Source organism: Paenarthrobacter sp. NPDC089988, from assembly GCF_044748465.1.
Classification (GTDB): Bacteria; Actinomycetota; Actinomycetes; order Actinomycetales; family Micrococcaceae; genus Arthrobacter.
Genome location: NZ_JBIVGD010000017.1, coordinates 1 through 18,862, shown reverse-complemented (window position 1 = coordinate 18,862; position 18,862 = coordinate 1). Strand labels below are relative to the sequence as shown.

At 64.2% G+C, this 18,862-nt stretch carries 17 protein-coding genes and 1 pseudogene; 4 read left to right on the top strand and 14 right to left on the bottom strand.

Features of this window, described 5'->3' with window-relative positions; all coding sequences use genetic code 11:
• Positions 1 to 296 precede the first annotated feature (296 nt).
• Positions 297 to 2,630, top strand: a complete 2,334-nt coding sequence (gene treS, locus ACIPV6_RS18080) for a maltose alpha-D-glucosyltransferase (protein WP_400272203.1) — start codon at positions 297 to 299, stop codon at positions 2,628 to 2,630.
• A 222-nt stretch (positions 2,631 to 2,852) separates the two neighbouring features.
• Here treS and ACIPV6_RS18075 read toward each other — a convergent pair whose 3' ends face one another.
• Together ACIPV6_RS18075 and ACIPV6_RS18070 are read right to left on the bottom strand one after the other, a co-directional pair.
• Positions 2,853 to 3,539 carry a hypothetical protein gene (locus tag ACIPV6_RS18075; RefSeq protein WP_400272202.1) on the bottom strand — a complete coding sequence of 229 codons (687 nt, stop codon included), beginning with the start codon at positions 3,537 to 3,539 and terminating at the stop codon, positions 2,853 to 2,855.
• Positions 3,536 to 4,033: an RNA polymerase sigma factor gene (locus tag ACIPV6_RS18070; RefSeq protein ID WP_400272201.1), complete on the bottom strand. Its 498-nt coding sequence runs from the start codon at positions 4,031 to 4,033 to the stop codon at positions 3,536 to 3,538. The genes ACIPV6_RS18075 and ACIPV6_RS18070 overlap by 4 nt, the downstream gene beginning before the upstream one ends.
• 169 nt (positions 4,034 to 4,202) lie before the next feature.
• Between ACIPV6_RS18070 and ACIPV6_RS18065 the strand changes: the two genes are divergently transcribed.
• On the top strand, positions 4,203 to 4,469 hold the full coding sequence (locus tag ACIPV6_RS18065; protein WP_400272200.1) for a type II toxin-antitoxin system Phd/YefM family antitoxin: 267 nt from the start codon (positions 4,203 to 4,205) through the stop codon (positions 4,467 to 4,469).
• A complete protein-coding gene (locus ACIPV6_RS18060; RefSeq protein ID WP_400272199.1) occupies positions 4,466 to 4,726 on the top strand; it encodes a type II toxin-antitoxin system RelE/ParE family toxin in 261 nt (86 codons plus the stop codon). Before ACIPV6_RS18065 ends, ACIPV6_RS18060 begins: the two co-directional genes overlap by 4 nt.
• 345 nt (positions 4,727 to 5,071) lie before the next feature.
• Here the strand turns inward: ACIPV6_RS18060 and ACIPV6_RS18055 are convergent, their stop codons facing one another.
• The 9 genes from ACIPV6_RS18055 to tkt all read right to left on the bottom strand — a co-directional run bounded on the left by ACIPV6_RS18055 (position 5,072) and on the right by tkt (position 14,443).
• Entirely contained in the window at positions 5,072 to 5,434 is a 363-nt protein-coding gene (locus ACIPV6_RS18055) for a cupin domain-containing protein (RefSeq protein WP_387439283.1), read from the bottom strand.
• A gap of 122 nt (positions 5,435 to 5,556) precedes the next feature.
• Complete coding sequence (locus ACIPV6_RS18050; RefSeq protein WP_400272198.1) at positions 5,557 to 6,996, bottom strand: PepSY-associated TM helix domain-containing protein; 1,440 nt, start codon at positions 6,994 to 6,996, stop codon at positions 5,557 to 5,559.
• A gap of 157 nt (positions 6,997 to 7,153) precedes the next feature.
• Positions 7,154 to 7,891: a YcnI family protein gene (locus ACIPV6_RS18045; RefSeq protein WP_400272197.1), complete on the bottom strand. Its 738-nt coding sequence runs from the start codon at positions 7,889 to 7,891 to the stop codon at positions 7,154 to 7,156.
• Positions 7,892 to 7,991: 100 nt separating this feature from the next.
• A complete protein-coding gene (locus ACIPV6_RS18040; RefSeq protein WP_400272196.1) occupies positions 7,992 to 8,591 on the bottom strand; it encodes a hypothetical protein in 600 nt (199 codons plus the stop codon).
• Between the two features lie 111 nt (positions 8,592 to 8,702).
• Positions 8,703 to 9,725 (bottom strand): class II fructose-bisphosphate aldolase, encoded by a 1,023-nt coding sequence (gene fbaA / locus ACIPV6_RS18035; RefSeq protein WP_400272195.1) that lies wholly within the window; start codon positions 9,723 to 9,725, stop codon positions 8,703 to 8,705.
• 33 nt (positions 9,726 to 9,758) lie between these two features.
• A complete protein-coding gene (locus ACIPV6_RS18030; protein ID WP_400272194.1) occupies positions 9,759 to 10,232 on the bottom strand; it encodes a ribose-5-phosphate isomerase in 474 nt (157 codons plus the stop codon).
• Between the two features lie 9 nt (positions 10,233 to 10,241).
• A complete protein-coding gene (gene rpe / locus ACIPV6_RS18025) occupies positions 10,242 to 10,949 on the bottom strand; it encodes a ribulose-phosphate 3-epimerase (RefSeq protein WP_397326471.1) in 708 nt (235 codons plus the stop codon).
• Between the two features lie 120 nt (positions 10,950 to 11,069).
• On the bottom strand, positions 11,070 to 12,191 hold the full coding sequence (gene tal / locus ACIPV6_RS18020; protein WP_400272193.1) for a transaldolase: 1,122 nt from the start codon (positions 12,189 to 12,191) through the stop codon (positions 11,070 to 11,072).
• 89 nt (positions 12,192 to 12,280) lie between these two features.
• Positions 12,281 to 14,443 (bottom strand): transketolase, encoded by a 2,163-nt coding sequence (gene tkt, locus ACIPV6_RS18015; protein ID WP_400272192.1) that lies wholly within the window; start codon positions 14,441 to 14,443, stop codon positions 12,281 to 12,283.
• Between the two features lie 201 nt (positions 14,444 to 14,644).
• Here tkt and ACIPV6_RS18010 point away from each other — a divergent pair, with 201 nt between their 5' ends.
• On the top strand, positions 14,645 to 15,919 hold the full coding sequence (locus ACIPV6_RS18010; RefSeq protein ID WP_400272191.1) for a LuxR C-terminal-related transcriptional regulator: 1,275 nt from the start codon (positions 14,645 to 14,647) through the stop codon (positions 15,917 to 15,919).
• A gap of 99 nt (positions 15,920 to 16,018) precedes the next feature.
• Here ACIPV6_RS18010 and gnd read toward each other — a convergent pair whose 3' ends face one another.
• From gnd to ACIPV6_RS17995, 3 genes and pseudogenes are all read right to left on the bottom strand, one after another.
• Positions 16,019 to 16,903: a phosphogluconate dehydrogenase (NAD(+)-dependent, decarboxylating) gene (gnd, locus tag ACIPV6_RS18005; protein ID WP_400272190.1), complete on the bottom strand. Its 885-nt coding sequence runs from the start codon at positions 16,901 to 16,903 to the stop codon at positions 16,019 to 16,021.
• A gap of 86 nt (positions 16,904 to 16,989) precedes the next feature.
• Entirely contained in the window at positions 16,990 to 17,754 is a 765-nt protein-coding gene (locus ACIPV6_RS18000; protein ID WP_400272189.1) for a DUF5134 domain-containing protein, read from the bottom strand.
• A 298-nt stretch (positions 17,755 to 18,052) separates the two neighbouring features.
• A pseudogene (locus tag ACIPV6_RS17995) lies at positions 18,053 to 18,862 on the bottom strand (tyramine oxidase); the annotation flags it as partial.

Sequence of the window (18,862 nt, the reverse complement as noted above, 5' to 3'; positions counted from 1 at the left end):
CCTAATTTTTTGTAGCAATTTATTGTAGCAGCATTCTATGGACAACCGGCCAGCCTTAGCTGGCGCGGGAAACGCTATGTGGATAACCCGTCCAGGGTTCGAGTTCGCGCCCGCACCATCAACGGCTGGCTACATGGCTGCGTCCGCTTGCGTGAAGACTCACTTCTCCCCAAGGTCGACAAACAGCTGCCAAGGATGCTTAGCATGAAGACGCCCGGCCATAACGGGTACGTGACCTCTTGAACGACCCCTCGGACGGTCGCCGTTGACGCGGCGCCCACGTAAAGGAGAAAGCTGTGCGGGAGCCTGTAGTCAGCGAGAGTGTGTCGGAAACCAGCGAGGGACCGGCGGAGACGCCCGTGGAACCTGTACAGGCATCGGATCCTTCGGCGGAAACAGTGACCGAGGAGGCGACTGAGGAGACCCAGGCCGCCGAGATCACCTTCGACGAGCAGTTCTACCCCGCCCGCCCTAAGGCACTCAGGCCGATCGCCCGCCGTCGTCAATTCTTTGCCGCCCGGCCTTCATTGGAGTTTGACGGCCTTAACAAAACGTACGTGGACTGGCTCCGGAACCAGTCCATGCTGGGGGACGCGAACACCATGGCGCGGCAGCTGTCCGGGCAGGCGAGCATGTGGCAGAACGCCTACGCCCGGCCCAACCCGAGGGCAGCAGTGGAGAAGGCACCCGTGTGGTTCACGGCCTATCCGCTGTCCTTCATCACGCGCGAGAACCAGTCGTTCCTGGCCGCCCTGGGAGACCCGGAACTCTGGAAGGCCTTCCGCGAGATCGGCATCCGCGGCCTCCACACAGGCCCCGTGAAACTGGCCGGCGGCATCAGCGGCTGGTCCCAGACTCCGAGTGTCGACGGGCACTTTGACCGGATCAGCATGGCAATCGACTCCGCGTTCGGCACGGAGGAGGAGTTCCGACAGATGTGCGAGATCGCGGCCGAGCACGATGGCACGGTGATCGACGATATTGTCCCCGGGCACACGGGCAAGGGCGCCGACTTCCGACTGGCCGAAATGAACTTCCGCGACTACCCCGGGATCTATCACATGGTGGATATCCCCGAGGAGGACTGGCACCTGCTCCCGGACGTTCCCGAGGGCAAGGACTCGGTGAACATCAGCCCCGAAGCCGAACAAGCGCTGCAGCAGGCCGGGTACATCATCGGCCGGCTCCAGCGCGTGATCTTCTACGAACCCGGGGTGAAGGAAACCAACTGGAGTGCCACCCGACCCGTCGCGGACACCACCGGCCAGGTCCGACGCTGGGTGTACCTGCACTACTTCAAGGCCGGGCAACCCTCCATCAACTGGCTGGACCCCACATTTGCCGGAATGCGCCTGGTGGTGGGCGATGCCCTGCACTCGCTGCTGGACCTCGGCACGGGTGCCCTTCGGCTGGACGCCAACGGATTCCTCGGCGTCGAGAAGAGTGCCGAGGAACAGCCTGGTTGGTCCGAAGGCCACCCGCTCTCCGAGGCCGCCAACCAGCTCATCGGCTCCATGATCCGCAAGGTGGGTGGGTTCTCGTTCCAGGAGCTCAACCTCACCATCGACGACATCAAGGCCCAGTCCGAAGCCGGCGCGGACCTTTCGTACGACTTCATAACCCGCCCTGCATACCACTACTCACTGGTCACGGGCGATACCGAATTCCTTCGGCTGACCCTTCGCCTGGCCATGGAAATCGGCGTGGACCAGGCGTCCCTGGTCCACGCCCTGCAAAACCACGATGAGCTCACCTACGAACTCCTGCACTTCGCTGCGGGACACCGTGATGACGTGTTCGAGCTCGGGGGCGAGGAACTGACGGGTGCCGAGGTTGCGGAGAAGGTCCAGCAGACACTTCGCGAGCGCCTGACCGGCGAGAGCGGCCCCTACAACGCCTTGTTCACCACCAACGGCATTGCCTGCACCACTGCGAGCTTCATCATGGCGGCGATCGGTATCCAGGATCCGGACTCTGTTACACCCGAACAAGAGGCTCAAATCCGCGATGTCCACGTGCTCCTGTCCATGTACAACGCACTGCAGCCCGGCGTTTTCGCCCTCTCAGGATGGGACCTCACCGGCATCATCGCCCTTCCCCGCGACGTGGTGGGCGAACTGACCGCGCAGGGCGATACCCGCTGGATCAACCGTGGCGCACATGACCTCATGGGCACCCGTCCGGACGCCGTGAGGTCCGCGGCAGGTATGCCCCGGGCCCGCAGCCTTTACGGTTCCTTGCCGGAGCAACTCAAGGACTCCGGTTCCTTCGCGCGCCGGCTGCAGGAAATCCTGCACGTCCGTGAGACGTCCGGCGTCGCCACCAGCATGCTCCTGGACGTGCCGGACGTGTCCAACCGCGCGCTGCTGGTGCTGGTCAACCAACTCGCCGACGGCAACCTCGAAGTCACGGTCCTGAACTTCTCGGACCAGGACATCGCGGGCAGCATCCAATCCCCGCACCTGGTTCCGGGGGCCACTGTCCACGACCTCTTCAGCAGCACGGACGTGGGCCAAGTGGACGACCTGCACAGCTTCTTCCTCGAGCTCGGTCCGTACCAGGGCACGGCTCTGGTGCTGCGGGAGCCGGAACCCGTTGAGGAGGAACCGGCCGCGGGGTCAGCCAACTGAATCGCAGTTGATACCGTTTTGAGCCGTCATAACGGCACTACCTGCCATTCAGTTTGGAACGCGCTCGACGTCGGCACCCGGGTGAGTGCCGATGTCGGGCGCCTTTTCGGCAGGTGAGAGAGCATCCTGCCGGAGGGGATGTTCGGTGAGAGAGGATCCGGGGGAAAGGGGTGTTCGGTGAGCGAGGGTCAGGCAGTGACGGCGAGGCCGCCGGGCGGGTGCCTACCGGACCGGGTCCCAGCTCTGGACCAGAAAGGCCCAACCACTGGGAGCGCATGGTCCCGGATCTACGTTCCCGCCGCCCCCTCCGAACAAGAAGTCATCGCCAATCTTCAACGTGGCGCCGTCGGGAAAAACAATGCCCGTCTCAGTAATTTTCGTCCCTTGGGGGAAGATGAGTGCGTCCTCGCTACCTGCGCTGACAAAGCATCCCGCGCTGTTCAGTCCCAGCTTCCCCCTATTGCCGGCATCCATATGAAAGTCCGCTGCGGGGTCGTTAGCGACGGCCGCCTTGTTGCCGTTGCTCCCGGTGACCAGGTGGTTGTCGAAAGTCGGCATCCGGCCTGTGATCTCGGGCAGTGGGCCACCTGACTCGGGTGCAGGTGACCCCGGGGCGGGCTGCGTCACCGCTGGCGAAGCCTGATCTACGGGCAAGCCTGACACGGAGATCGCAACGACGCCCGCAATAACCGCAGCCGCCGCAACCAAACCAGCCCCCGCCGCCAGCCGGAACCGACGGGTGGACGACCGCCTCCGGAAGTGTTCAATAGAACCGGCCACCGTGAGTTGTTCCGCGTCGGAGAACCTGACAGCGAGGCTCTTCTCCCTGCTCCGGGCCAGTTCGTCGTCCGTTACCGCCAAGGCAGGATCGGCTGCGGCCAGTCTCTTGAGGGCATGCTTGTTGCTCATTCGTTGTCTTCCTCTGCGGCGTGGTCAGCCAGAAGCAGCCGACTGAGTTCTTTGCGGGCACGGTGCAGACGCATCCGCACGGCCGTTGCGGTCAGTTGGAGCAATTCGGAGATCTCGGCCGAACTAAAACCGTCCCAGTAAGTCAGCAGGAGAACCTCGCGCTCGTCCGGTTTGAGCCTGTCCAGCGCTTCCCGGACCCCCTCCTCGTCTGAACCAAGAAGCTGCGTCCGCTGCAGCTCCAACTGCTGCGTAAGGTTTCGGGAGCGTAAGTCCGAGCGGTAATGGTTGCGCAGGACGTTCCGGGCGAAGCCAAAGACCACCAGCACGGAGAGTTCCTGGTCATGACGGGTCTTCTCCCACGCAATCCTGAATACCTCCGCGCAGAGATCCTCGGCCGTGGACGCTCCCTCCGTCCGGCGACGAAAGTACCTGTAGACCTTGTCGTGGCAGGCCGCGTGTGCTGCCAGGAAATGCTTCTCCCTGGCCGACTCCACACGATCTCCTTGATCCGTCTTCACGCTCATAGCCGGTTAATGTCCGGCAGTCAGAAGAATGTAACCAACTTTGCGGAGAAGGATGGGTTCCGGCGCCTTACTGGGCGCCAAAGGCCGCCAGCCCTGCCATGCCAGTAGCTGAAATGTACATTTCAGCTAAAATGTCCCTATGAGCGAAATGACCGTAACCCACGCCAGAAGCAGGCTTTCCGAGGCCGTTGACACCGCACGGGTAAGTCACGAGCCGGTGTACTTGCTCCGAAGGGGTCGACGCGTCGCCGCACTGATCGACGCCGAAGACCTCGCCAGGCTCATCGAGGCGGCCGAGGACCTGGAAGACTTGCGCGCGGCAGATGCCGCCCGTTCAGAGATGGATGAGTCCGGGGAAGGTCCCGTGCCGTGGGAGGAAGTCAAGGCGGAACTGGGCCTGGAGTGAGCTACGCCGTCCAACTCGCGCCAGCGGCAGTCCGGCAGTTACGGAAACTCCCTCCCGACGCACGTCGCAGAATCCAAGCGGCAATTGAACTTTTGGCCGATTCGCCCAGGCCTCCAGGGGCAAAGAAGCTTGTCGGCAGCGCCAACGACTGGCGCGTTCGAACGGGAGACTATCGGATCATCTACGAAATTCAGGACGGTCGACTCGTCATCCTGGTGGTCGCCGTGGGGCACCGCCGGGACATCTACAAAGGATGACAACCAATCAACGCGCACGACGTCGGGACCCGGGTGAGTGCCGACGTCGCCGTTGAAATCACCAGCCCCGTACCGTCACCACCAACTTTGGCCGCCAACCTTGGCGGCATGCAGTGATTTCGCGGCGTGTCGGCCCACGTGGAAGTCAAAGTGGGTGGTGGTGGCACGCCTACGCGACCCGCACCCCAGCAAAGCGGGTGGTGGCGGCACGCCTACGCGACCCGCACCCCAGCAAAGCGCGTGGGGGCGGCACGCCCACCCGACCCCACACCCAAGCAAAGCGAACGACGGCGGGAGGTTCCCGCCGTCGTTCGCGTTGTGAGGTGTGCTGCGATGAAAAGGTGATCAGGAGTTGAAGATCACGAAGAACTTGCGGATGCGCTCCTTGATGTCCCACGTGCCCTGCCAGCCGATGGGGAAGAAGGCCGCGTTGCCGGCCTCAACGGTGACGGGCTCCTTGCCGTCTTCGGTGACAACCATGCGGCCTTCGAGGACGTGGATCACTTCGCCGCGCTCCAGGAACTCCCAGCGGGACAGGCCGGGGGCGGCTTCCCACACGCCGGAGAGGATGCGGGAATCGTCGCTGGCGAACGGGACCGCCATGCGAACAGCAATGTCGTCGCCCAGGACCTCGGCGAACGGCTGGCCAAGGAGGGACTTCTCGAGGTCCGTTTCGAAGAGTTCCTTGGGCTGGAATGTAGTGGCCATGTGGATCTGCCTTTCTGCTGGCACCGCTTCTGTGCGGCTGCTGATGGATGGATTCCGCGGGTTGCTATCCATCCTGCGCGGTATCCATCAAAGCTAAAACCCTCAATCAGGACTGTTTTACGCTATCCCTTTGAGTGGGCACGGCGTTTGAGCTCGCCCACCACGGCATCCCCAACAAGGAATACCAGCAGGCTCCAGCCCAACAAGGGCAAGAAGAATCCCACGGCCACCATCACAGCGATGGCCGCGAGTACACCCACCCAGTGCCCTCGCAGGAACGCGCCACGGGGAGCCGGCCGGCCCATGGCCCAGGCGCTCCCGCGGGTGGGGCGGCGCTTCCACCACATCACGTAGCCCCACACCACCATGGCGGCCAAAGCCAGCGCCACAGCAAGGAGAAGCAGCTGGTTCGCCAAGCCAAAGAGCAGCCCCATGTGCCCTGCAATGCCCCAGCGAGTGAGTTTCGCTGCGAGGTTGAAGTCGTCGAAGTCCAGGCGGTTGGCGATCTGGCCGGTGGCCGGGTCGACGGCGACAGCGCTGGCCGACGCCGGCCACTCACGCCCGGACTCGGTGACAGACCACGCGGTACCGGGCTTCGTGGTTGGCTTAATGTCGATCATGGGGGCTTTGATGATGTCCGCCCGGGCCGCACTGATGACAGTGTCAAATACGGCTGGATTGAAGGTTTCCGCAGTCCCCGGGTCCGCGGCTGCACTCCCGTGGGCCGAGTGGTCTCCTCCCGCGGTCGAAGTCCCACCGGTCAGCGAAGTCTTGAGACTCGGCGTGGTCCAGTCCAAGGCCGTGCGCAGCTTGCTGACGTTTGCTCCGGCGTTCTCGGACCACGTCAGGCCGGTGGCAGAGAGGAACAAGAAGGCCAGGAGCATCACGGTTCCAGTGGTGCCGTGCAGCCAAACCGTGCGGGCACGGCTCTTGCGGGGTTTGGCTGCCTTAGTGGTGCGCTTACGACGGATCCGTTCGATCCACAGCAGAAGTCCGCCCAGGGCGATGACCCACAGCCACGACGCCGCGAGCTCGCTGTAGATGCGGCCCGGCTCGCCCAGGTTCAACGAACGGTGAAGATTGGAAATCCACGTCCGGATGGGCATCGAACCGCTGCTGCCGTAGGTAGGCAGGTCGCCGCGGATTTCGGCGGTGCCCGGGTCCACGAAGACGGTCCGGTACGTCGATTCGGCCAAGGTCGGGTCGGCAAACAGCACGCGGGTGGTGTCTTCGGGCCCCGGCGCCGGGCGCACGGTGACGGGAACCGCGCCGCCGGCCACATCCATGGCGGCCTTGACCTGGGTGGAGAGCGGCAACGGGTTCGCAACAGCCTGTACGCGCAACTCCTTGGCGTACAGGATCGGTTCGAGTTGCGGCGCCATGGCGTAGAGCCCACCGCTGACGGCCGCGACCAACAGGAACGGCCCGGCGAGGATGCCGGCGTAGAAATGCAGGCGGAGGAGGAAGGCCCGGAACCAGCCCCGTTCACTGGCTGGTTCGCGTTCCGGTGTGGGCTGAGGTGATTCGGCTGCCCCGACTGGGGGCTTGGCAAGAAGAGTCATGGGAGTTCTTTCAGGAAGTTTTTGGGCGCGTGGCCACCCAACTGAGGGACAGCAAACGTCCCTATGGGCGCTCAGTGGAGCAGGTGCTGTCCCCCAGTTGGGAGAGCGCGGGGTTGGGTGCGCGGCGCGGGGTGGAGGGTGCGCGGGGCGGCGTGGGTTAGCGCTTCGCGGGGCGGGTGCGGGCCAGGGCCGTCACACCTGCGGCAAGTCCCACCAAGCCCGCAGCGAGACCGAACCATCCCGCCGTCGAACCTCCATCAGAGGCGGACGACGGCGATGTCGCTGCGGCGGGTGCCGGCGTCGCAGAAGCGGTAGCCGCGGCGTGGTGGTCATCCGAACCGGCCACCTTGGCCGTGGTCACGAAGGACGGCGCCGGGTGTTCCGGTTCTTCCTGTCCCTCAACGGTCTTCTCGTCCCAGGCAACAACCGTGCCGTCCGTGTAGCTCTGCTTGGCAGGGAGCGTGATGGTAGTGCCGGCGTCGGGCAGGACACCCACGGAGATGGAGAAGGTCTGGTACTCGTTCTGGCCGATCTGGTGTGCGTCGTCGGCGGTCCAGACCACGGAGCTGGGAGCCTTGGTGACCGTAGCTCCGTTAACCGTGACGGGCTTGGGCAGGTCGGCGGTGACTACCTGTGCGGTCCAGCCCTCCACGGGCTTCACGGAGACGGAGTTGAACGGAGTGTCCGTGGGCAGAGCAACTTCGAGCTTGTTGGTCTTGGCCGTGGCGGATTCGTTGGGGACGCTGAACGTCAGGTGGGTGTAGCCGCCCGCTGTGGTGCTTTCCGGGTCCACGTGGACGTGGGCGGACGCTGTGGCGGCGCCGGCGGCGAGCATTCCTGCGGCGAGGGCAGCAACGGAAACGGACTTCAGGGTACGGCGAATAGGGGTCTTCATGGCTTGATGCCTTTCACAGAAAAGGTGGGAGTCCGGGCCCCGGATTGGCCGGGCCGGCAACTGTGCCGCCTGTGTCCTGTGAACTGAACGTGCAAGGGTCTCAGACGGCGGGCATCATCGCCGGCGGACCCCGCCGTTCGGGCATGCGGCGGACCATCTGGTCACGCGGAAGGACGATCGGTGCCGCGACGGGTCCGGGGACCCGTGCGGGGACGATCACAAAAGGTTCAAGGAGCTTGATCAGGGGACGGAGCCAGGCCGACAACGCCCAGAGCGCCTGCTCACCGCGGGCCAGCACCACGGCTGTCACCACAGTGGCCACCGCGTGGGCGGCGAACATTTGCCAGTCGCCGGACGCCTGAACCGCCCCGGAAACACCAACAGCGTCAACGGCCATACCGGAAGCGTGGTGTGCGTGGCCGCCTGTCATCGGTTCGCCGGAGGTAGCTGCGGAGAGCGAGTGGAAGGCCCAGTGCAACCACGCCTGCCCGACGCCAAGGACCGCGATCAAGACAGGGAAAGACAAGCGAAACGCGGTGAGGATTGTTACCGGCAACACCGTCAGGGCACACAGTCCCAGGAGAATCGCCGGTTCGGGAAGGACTCCGCCGCCTGCGAGGTGTCCGCCGGAAGCCAAGACGATGATGAGCGAAGAAATCATCCCGGTACGCAACAACCGGAAAGAAGCACGACTAGCCATCAGTGCTCCTTTCCGGTTGCTTAGGGACTGCGCTTCGGCTGACCAAACCCGCAGTCCAATGGATCACAATTTTACGGACATACCCGGAGGTAGTTCCGTTTGCTGCAAAAGTTACGCGAAGGTCTTTCCCGCCGATCCGAGTTGCTGGGCGGCCTCGACAATGCGTGCCGCCATTCCAGCCTCGGCTGAAGCACCCCACACGCGGGGGTCGTAGGTCTTCTTGTTGCCCAATCCGCCGTCGACCTTCAGCACGCCGTCGTAATTGGCGATCATGTGGCCGGCCACCGGGCGGGTGAACGCGTATTGGACATCCGTGTCGATGTTCATCTTGATCACGCCATGGGACACCGCCTCGGCGATTTCCTGCTCGGAGGAACCGGAACCGCCGTGGAAGACCAGGTCGAACGGCTTGTCCTTGCCGATCTTCGCTCCGACTTCGGCCTGGATCTGCTTGAGCAGCTCCGGCCGGAGTTGGACGTTGCCCGGCTTATACACGCCGTGCACGTTGCCGAACGTCAACGCGGTCAGGTAGCGGCCGTTCTCCCCGGCGCCCAGGGCCTCAATCGTTGCCAGGGCGTCCTCCGTGGTGGTGTAGAGCTTCTCGTTGATCTCGTTCTCCACGCCGTCTTCCTCGCCACCCACGGTGCCAATCTCGACTTCGAGGATGATCTTCGCGGCAGCCGCGCGTTCCAGCAGTTCGCGGCCAATCCGCAGGTTATCCGAAAGAGTCTCGTGCGAGCCGTCCCACATGTGCGAGTTGAAGATCGGGTCCTTGCCGGCCTTGACGGCTTCCTCGGACGCGGCCAGCAGCGGCAACACGAAGTCTGATAGCTTGTCCTGCGGGCAGTGGTCCGTGTGCAGGGCGATGTTGACGTCGTAGTTCCTGGCAACCTCGCGCGCAAACGCGGCGAAGCCCAAGGAACCAGCCACCATGTCCTTCACCGACGCACCGGACCAGTACGCCGCACCACCCGTGGAAACCTGGATGATGCCGTCGGATTCAGCCTCGGCGAAACCGCGGATCGCAGCGTTCAAGGTCTGCGACGACGTCACGTTGACCGCGGGGTACGCGAACCCTGACGTCTTCGCGCGGTCGATCATCTCCGAGTAAATCTCTGGGGTTGCAATGGGCAAGGTGGCTCCTAGGCTGGGCTTGGGCTAAGCGGGTTAGTTGGCTACGACGCCGGTGGTCTCGTAAGTGGCAATCTTGCCGATCCGGCGTTCGTGGCGTTCGGCATTGGTGAACGGCTCCGCGAGGAACGCCTTGATCAGCTCCGTGGCTTCTTCCACGGTGTGCTGGCGGCCACCGACTGCCACCACGTTGGCATCATTGTGCTGGCGGGCCAGCACGGCCGTGTCCAGGTTCCAGGCCAGCGCCGCGCGCACGCCCTTGACCTTGTTCGCAGCGATCTGTTCGCCGTTGCCGGAACCTCCCAGGACGATGCCCAGGGCGTCAACGCCTGCGGCTTGGTCATTGACGACGGCGGTGGCGGCGTTAATGCAGAAGGAGGGGTAATCGTCCTCCGGATCGTAGGAGGTGGGCCCGTGGTCCACCATCTCGTAGCCGCTCTCCGTGAGCGCGGTGATGAGGTGCGAGCTGAGTTCAAGCCCTGCATGGTCAGTTGCGATGTGAACGCGCATGGGTGGTCCTTAGGCTTTCTGGAGTTCAGGGGTGGACGTCGGCGCAAAGGCGAGCTGCCCGTTGGTGCGCAATGAATCGATCGCGTCCGCGGGTGACGGCTTGCCGTAGACGGCCGAGCCGGCCACGAAGATGTTGGCGCCGGCCTCGGCCGCGCGGATGATGGTCTCTTCGGTGATGCCGCCGTCCACCTGGATGGCAACGTTCACGCCGGATCCGTCCACGGCTTCGCGGGCGCGGCGGATCTTGGGAAGGACAACGTCCAGGAACGCCTGGCCACCAAAGCCGGGTTCAACGGTCATCAGGAGCAGCATGTCCAGCTCGGGCAGCATGTCCAGGTACGGCTCCACAGGAGTCGCGGGGCGCAGGGCCATGCCGGCTTTGGAGCCACGTGCGCGGAGTTCGCGGGCGAGCTTGATGGGGGCCATGGCGGCTTCCACGTGGAAGGTCACCGAGTCCAGGCCGGCGTCGGCGTACAGGGGAGCCCAGCGGTCGGCGTCGGCGATCATCAAGTGGGCGTCCAGCGGCACGGGACTGACTTTCTGGATCCGTTCCACAACCGGCAGGCCAATGGTCAGGTTCGGCACGAAGTGGTTGTCCATGACATCCACGTGCACGGCGTCGGCGTTGCTGATGCGGGCCAGCTCGGCTTCGAGGTTGACGAAGTCGGCCGAGAGGATGCTGGGGTTGATGCAGCACGTCAATGGGGAGGTGGACATGATGTCCTGCCTTTCAGGAACGGTCAGAGCGGGAATAAAGGGCGTGGAGACCCCCGGAACAGGGGGTCTCCACGCGGGGCGCCAGATGCAGGGGCGCCCGGGGAGGAGGGCTTGCGAGGGTCAGGCAGCCTTGCGGGCGGCGGCAAGTGCGCCTTCGACGTCGGCCAGCAGTTCCTTCCAGCTGGCCACGAACTTCTCGAGTCCTTCGGACTCAAGGAGGGCAACAACGTCGTCGTAGGAAACACCGATGTTCTCGAGGGCGTCGAGGACCTTCGCGGCGTCCTGGTAGGTGCCCGTGAGCGTATCACCCTTGGCAACGCCGTGGTCGAAGGTGGCATCCAGGGTCTTCTCCGGCATGGTGTTCACCACGCCGGCGGCAACCAGTTCGGTTACGTAGAGGGTGTCCGGGTACGCGGGGTCTTTCACGCCGGTGGAAGCCCACAAGGGACGCTGGGCACGGGCGCCGGCCTGGGCCAGGACGTTCCAGCGCTCGGTGGAGAACAGCTCCTCGAAGACCTGGTAGGCAAGGCGTGCGTTGGCAACACCGGCCTGGCCCTTGAGGGCCTTGGCTGCATCGGTTCCGATGGCGTCGAGGCGCTTGTCGATCTCGGTGTCCACGCGGGAAACGAAGAACGAGGCAACTGAGTGGATCGTGGAGAGGTCGTGGCCGTTGTCCTTGGCCTGCTTGATGCCGGCCTGGAACGCGTTGATCACTGCGCGGTAGCGGTCCAGGGAGAAGATCAGGGTGACGTTGACGCTGATGCCCTCAGCCAGGACGGCGGTGATGGCCTCGAGTCCTTCAAGGGTGGCGGGGATCTTGATCAGGACATTGTCTTTGTTGACCTTCTTGTACAGTTCCTTCGCCTCGGCGATGGTGCCTGCGGTGTCCCAGGCCAAGCGCGGGTCGACTTCGATGGACACCCGGCCGTCAACACCGTTGGTGGCTGCGGCAATCGGGGCGAACAGATCGCAAGCGGCTGCCACGTCCGTGGTGGTGAGCTCGAAGATGGTCTCTTCCACGCTGGAACCAGCGGCGGCCTGTTCGGCGATGGCGTCGTCATAGTCTGAGCCTGAGGTAATCGCAGCCTGGAAGATGGATGGGTTGGTGGTCACGCCAACCACGTTCTTCTCCTCGATGAGCTTCCGCAGGCTGCCCGTCTCGAGTCGGTTGCGGGAAAGGTCGTCGAGCCAGATGGAAAGACCGGCTTCGGAAAGCTGGGCTGTGGGAGTTGCGTTGGTCATGGCTTCTTCTTTCGAAAGAGAGTGGCAGTGCGGCGACGGTGGGACGAATGCGCTGCGTCCCGCTGCGGCGCCGCACTGCGGTTCAGGGGTTAGTTTCCGACGGCGGCCAGGGAGTCCATGGCGGCTGCGGTGACGGCTTCGGCGGTGATGCCGAACTCGGTGAAGAGTCGCTTGTAGTCAGCGGAGGCGCCGAAGTGCTCGAGGCTGATGGAGCGGCCGGCGTCGCCAACGAACTCGCGCCAACCCAGGGACAGGCCGGCTTCAACAGAAACGCGGGCCTTGACCGAGGACGGGAGGACGGATTCGCGGTAGGCCTCGTCCTGCGTCTTGAACCACTCAACGGAAGGCATGGACACAACTCGGGTGGCGATGCCCTCGGACTGGAGGGCCTGGCGGGCTTCGACGGCCAGGCTGACTTCCGAACCGGTGGCGATCAGGATTACCTGGGCCTGGACCGTTGCACCATCGCGGGAGGCCTCGGCCAGAACGTAACCGCCCTTTGCAACGCCCGACGGCGAAGCGAACGTATCGCCTTCCGCGTTGCCCGTACCGCGGGCAAAGACCGGGACGTTCTGGCGGGTCAGGACAATGCCTGCCGGGTTCTGGTGGTTCTCCAGGATGGTCTTCCAGGCGATGCCAACCTCATTGGCATCGGCCGGGCGGACAACGTCCAGGCCGGGGATGGCGCGCAGCGTGGCGAGCTGCTCCACGGGCTGGTGTGTGGGACCGTCTTCGCCCAGGCCAATGGAGTCGTGCGACCACACGTAGATGGACGGGACACCCATCAGCGCGCCCAGGCGGATGGCCGGCTTCTGGTAGTCGGAGAAGATCAGGAACGTGCCGGAGAACGCGCGGGTCCGGCCGTGGAGCGAGATGCCGTTCACGATCGACGCCGCAGCGTGCTCGCGGATACCGAAGTGGAGCACACGGCCGTAGGGGTTGCCCTTCCAGGCTTCCGTGGAACGCGAGGCCGGGATGAACGACGGCGAGCCCTCGATGGTGGTGTTGTTGGACTCGGCCAGGTCGCAGGAACCGCCCCACAGCTCGGGCAGTGCTGGGCCGATGGCGTTCAGGACCTTGCCGGAAGCGGCGCGGGTGGAAACATCCTTGCCGGCCTCGAACACAGGCAGGAGCTCGTCGATACCTGCAGGGAGCTGCTTGGACTCGATGCGCTCCAGCAGTGCTGCGCCCTCGGGGTTCGCGGACTGCCAGGCGTTGAAGGAAGCGTCCCACTGTTCACGGGCAGCCGCGCCGCGGTCCACCACCTTGCGGGCGTGGGCAAGGATGGCTTGGTCTACTTCGAAGGACTTCTCCGGGTTGAAGCCCAGGACTTCCTTGAGTGCTGCGACTTCCTCGCCGCCCAGTGCGGAACCGTGGATCTTTCCGGTGTTCTGCTTCTTCGGGGCCGGGTAGCCGATGATGGTGCGCAGCGAAATGATGGACGGGCGGGTGGTCTCGGCCTTGGCCTTGAGCAGCGCGGTGTAGAGCTCCTGGACGTCTTCCACGTACTCACCCGTGCGCGTCCAATCCACTCGCTGGGTGTGCCAGCCGTAGGACTCGTAGCGCTTCAGGACATCTTCGGTGAAGGCAATGTCCGTGTCATCTTCGATCGAGATGTGGTTCTCATCGTAGACAACAACGAGGTTGCCCAGTTCCTGGTGGCCGGCCAGGGAGGAAGCCTCCGAGGTGACGCCTTCCTGGATGTCGCCGTCGGAAGCGATGACCCAGATGGTGTGGTCGAACGGGGATTCGCCGGCGGGAGCATCGGCGTCGAACAGGCCGCGCTGGCGGCGCTGGGAGTAAGCGAAGCCGACCGAGGATGCCAAGCCCTGGCCCAGCGGACCGGTGGTGATTTCCACGCCCTTGGTGTGCTTGTACTCCGGGTGGCCCGGGGTCAGGGAGTCCCAGGTGCGGAGAGCCTCGAGGTCCTTCAGTTCCAGGCCGTAACCGGAAAGGAAGAGCTGGATGTACAGGGTCAGGGAGGAGTGGCCCGGGGAAAGGATAAAGCGGTCACGGCCGATCCAGTCGGCATCGCGCGGATCGTGGCGCATCAGCTTCTGGAACAGCAGGTATGCAGCGGGAGCCAGGCTCATGGCCGTACCGGGGTGGCCGTTGCCCACCTTCTCCACGGCGTCGGCTGCCAACACGCGGGCGGTGTCAACGGCGCGCTGGTCCTCTGCGGTCCAGTCGAGGGTTGCGGTTTCAGGATCTGCGTCGCTGAATGTAAGAACCGCGCTTGCTGTTGGATTCACGATTGATCCCCTTTGATGTGTGGTTCGGCCGCCATGGCCGAATGCATGCTTTGGTTGGTTTCAATACTTCCGAAACAAAGGGGTAGGTAAAACACTGTTTTCTGACAGTTTTTGACTATACTTTCGGACAGGGCGGATTATTTTGCCCGGGCAGTTGCGCACCGGAGCACAGCAGCCAGAGAGCACAACAAGGAATTAGCCATGACCCTGTCGAACCCCCCATGGCCGCTGTTGCATTCCGTGGCAGCCTTGGCCGATGCCCCCCTGTCCCAAATCGCCGAGCGGCTCCGCGAAGCCACGCTCCCTTCAGTGGGCAGCACTGCGCTGGTCATCTTTACGGAGGACTGCACGGGCCGGCCGCAGAAGAAGGCGGGCGCGGAGGAGATCATCTCCCGCGTCTCCATCGAAGAGCTGGACAACCTCCGCGCGGAGTTGCCCGACGACGGGCCTTGGCGTGGCGAAGCCGAACTGGCCGGCAAGCCCCGGCAGGCGTTGGCCCTCAAGCACGCCCCCAGCAACGCCCTCCTGGTGCTAACGGATCCCCGCCTGGTGGACCCGGACAGCGAGGCTGGACTGGAAATGCTGAAGTACCTGTGGAACATCACGGCCCGGCGCATCCAGGAAAAAGTCGCGGATGCACCGCCGTCGTACCTCATCGAATCGCGGGCGGCGTCAGCCGAGCGCCTGCGCGTCACCGCCGAACTGACGGACCTGCACTCCACCACGCTGGAGACGCTCCTGGCCGCGCTGCGGTCCTCTTCCATGGACCACGCCACCGCCCGCACCACGGTCACGGACCTCGCCGCCAAGGCCTTGGTTGGCCTGCGTACGCACAGCGACCGCACCACGGAACTGGTGAAGGAACCGGTGGCCAAGGCCTTCGAGCGCCTGCGCGATGACCTGCGTCCACTGACGGGTTTCAGCGGCATCGAGGTCCAGTTCATCGAACCGCCGCTCAACGGCAGGGATCTCCCCGGCGAGGTGGCGCATGCCGCGCGAGCCATTGTCCGCGGCCTGGTCCTGGCCATGATGGAACAGCCCGAAGTCAGCCGCATCCGCACGCACTGGGACTGCGACGGCGAGAACCTGCTGATCAACGTCCGCGACGACGGCGGCGGTGCGCTGACCACCGAGGATCCGAACATCAGCCGCCTTGACCGGCGGGTGCAGGCGCTCACGGGACAGCTCCGGATGGACGTGATGGCGGGCTGGGGTGCCGACGTTTTCGTCTCCCTGCCCTTGGACCTCCCGGCCCGCCCGGCCGGCGACGTGACCGGCTGGAACCTCGCGGCCCGCGAACTTGAGGTTCTGCAGCACCTCGCTTCCGGGCACCGCAACCGCACCATCGCGTCCTCCATGGGCATCAGCGAAAACACGGTCAAGTTCCACGTGCGGAACCTTTTCAAGAAGCTCGACGTCGGATCGCGCACCGAGGCGATCGCGCTGGCCCACAGCCACGGCATGCGGCAGTCCTAGTACCCGGATCCGGGCACGGGAAGAAGCGGGACGACGTCGGTCGTCCCGCTTCTTCTGTTTTGGGCCCGAAGGCGAAAAACTATACTAAAGAGTAGGTGGTCAGGCAGCCGGACGGGTCGCGTGACCCCCAAACTGGTGCCGCAGGGCGGAAACCATTTTCATGGCGGGTGAGCTGTCCTCACGCGAAGCGAAACGGGCAAACAATGCCGCGGTAATGACAGGAGTGGGGACGGCGTTGGCGATCGCTTCTTCGACCGTCCACCTGCCTTCCCCGGAGTCCTCAACGTAGTCACCGATGGTGCGCAGTCCTGGGTCCTCGTCCAGCGCCTTGACCATCAGGTCCAGCAGCCAGGAACGCACCACCGTTCCCTTTTGCCAGGCACGGAAGGTCCCGGGTAGGTCAGTGATGATGTCCTTTGCCTCCAGCAACTGGTATCCCTCGGCGTATGCCTGCATGAGGCCGTACTCGATCCCGTTGTGCACCATCTTGGAATAGTGGCCCGCGCCCACCCCACCCACGTGGACGAAACTGTCCGCACGTTCGCCGTCCGGCCGCAGGGCATCGAAGACCGGCATTGCGCGCTGGATGTCTTCGGTGTCTCCCCCAACCATGAGGCCATACCCGTTCTCCAGGCCCCACACACCTCCGGAAACACCGCAATCCGCGAAGCGTACGCCGCGCGCGGCGAGCAGTTCGCTGTGTTTCTGGTCTTCCGTGAACCGCGAGTTGCCGCCGTCGATCACCAAATCTCCGGGGCTGAGCTTTTCACCCAGTTCACCGATGACGGCCTCCGTGGCGGCACCGGCCGGGACCATCACCCAGATGATCCGCGGTGCGGGCACCGATTGCAGCAGCTCGTCCAGTGATTGCACATCGGTGACGTCGGGGTTCGGGTCGAAGCCCGTGACCGTCACGCCGCCTTTGCGGAGGCGTTCCCGCATGTTGAAACCCATTTTTCCAAGACCTATTAGTCCGATGTGCATGGTGCGGCTCTTCTCGTGCGTTGGGGATGGCGTCTGGGCTGGCCTGGTGCCGGCCGGTGGTCGGGGGTTTTAGATGGCCGGCGGTTTTAGGTGGTCATGGTGGCGAACATGAGGGCCATGGTGGTGGCTCCGGCGGCTTCGAGGCCGTGTTCGGTGCGGGTGTTTGTGGGGTGGTGGTGGGTGTTGGTGTGGGTGGTTTGGGTGCGGTGGCGTAGGAGGAGGATGAGGAAGGTGGTGGCTGCTGCGGCGAAGGCGATGGTGAGGAGGGTGGCCAGGGCGGGGGTGTTCTGGAACACCGATGCGGTGCCGGTTCCTGTGCCGGTGGTGGTGGCGTGGTGGGTGTGGGCTGCTGCCGGGGTTGTTGTTGTTTGGGTGGGGGTGGTGTGGTTGGTCATCATGGCGATCATGATGGCTGCTGCTGCCATGGTGGCTGCGTGGTAGGTGCACTTGAGCCGGCCGGTGGTGCCGGCGCAGAAGGTGCGGTATTGGGGGCGGGCGACGGCTTGGATGGTGAACCAGAGCGCGGCGGCGGCCAGGAGGAGGATTTGGGCGAGGGTGGTTGCGGGGGCGGCGTTCCAGAGCATGGCTGCCATGAGCAGGTGCATGAGCGCGTGCAGGCCCTGGTTGGTCCGGTCGGCCCAACTGGGTCGCAGTTCGGGTCGTTGTGAGGGCTGGGAACGACCTGAACTGCGACCCAGTTGGGTGCCTTGTTCGGTGCGGGTGTGGGTGCCTCCAGGGCGGCGGGTGCTGGTGTGGGCGGGGCGGATGGTTTGGATGGTGTGCCAGGCTCCACTGGCCAGCAGCACCACGGTCAACGCCCAGGTCACGGCAGGGATAGCGAACACACTCATCACGCTCTCAATACATATATATAAGGAATACGGAGTTGGATCCGGTCCCCGGCACGGCTACCAACAGCACTGCTGTTGCCAGCACCGGGGACCGAAGTCTTGAAGGGTTCGCCTGATGTGGCGCGGCTGCGGTTCCTGGGGGCGGATTCCTGGAGAGTCCAGTCCGGCCCGCGATCCTGAAAAAGGTTTATGGGGTGAGGCCGCGGGAGCGCCGGTGTTGCTGTGGCGCTCCCGCGGGTCTCGTTGTGACTGTCAGTTACTTGGCGACTGCCAGTCAGTTGGCTCCTTCGGGAACCCTTTACTCTCCGGTCTTGCAGCAGCTGTCACTGGTTTGGGTGGTGCTGGTGGTGGTGGGGAGGTTGAGGGTGGGGTTTTGGTTGAAGAAGCCGTGGGGTTCGAGCATGAAGCCGATGTTTTGGCGGGGCATGACGGGCCAGTCTTCGAGGCGGACGACGTGGTGCATGCCGAAGGTGTACCAGACCACGAGGTCCTGGTCGACGATGTTGCGGTCTTTTTGGGTCCAGATGTGCAGTCCGTCATCGGCGCCGGTGGCCTGGTTCGGGTACTCGCCCGCGGCGAAGCGTTCGGTGCGGTCGTAGGGGGTGACCCAGAGGTTGTGGCGGGCGAATTGGGCGCGTTTGGAAACGTAGGCGTCGTCCCGGGCGGCGAGTTGGATGCCGTTGGTGGGGATCAGCCGGTACGCGACGGGTTCGTTGACGAGGTTCTTGGAATCGTGGTTGGTGATCTTCCAGAACCGGTGCTTGGCCTCATCGGTTTTCCGGATCGCTTTCTGTTCGGTTTCCAGGAGCCGGTCCACGGCCATGAACGCGGTGCCGGTGGGGTTGTGCTCGGGGTATTCCATGTCCACTTCGTACACGGCGTTCTTCACCCCATCGAGTTCGAAGTCCATCCGGACGTTGAACATGTGCTGGTGGATCGGTGCGTAAAGCCCGTCGTTGTTCAGGTTCTGACCATACGGGTTCCGCTGGCCGGGTTGCTGGCCGGCGGTGGAAAGGATACCGGTGGCCTTGACCAGGAACTCAATACTTCCGTCGAGGAAGAGGTGCCAGTAGAAGGCGTATTCGTAGTTCGCGACCGTGGCGATGAA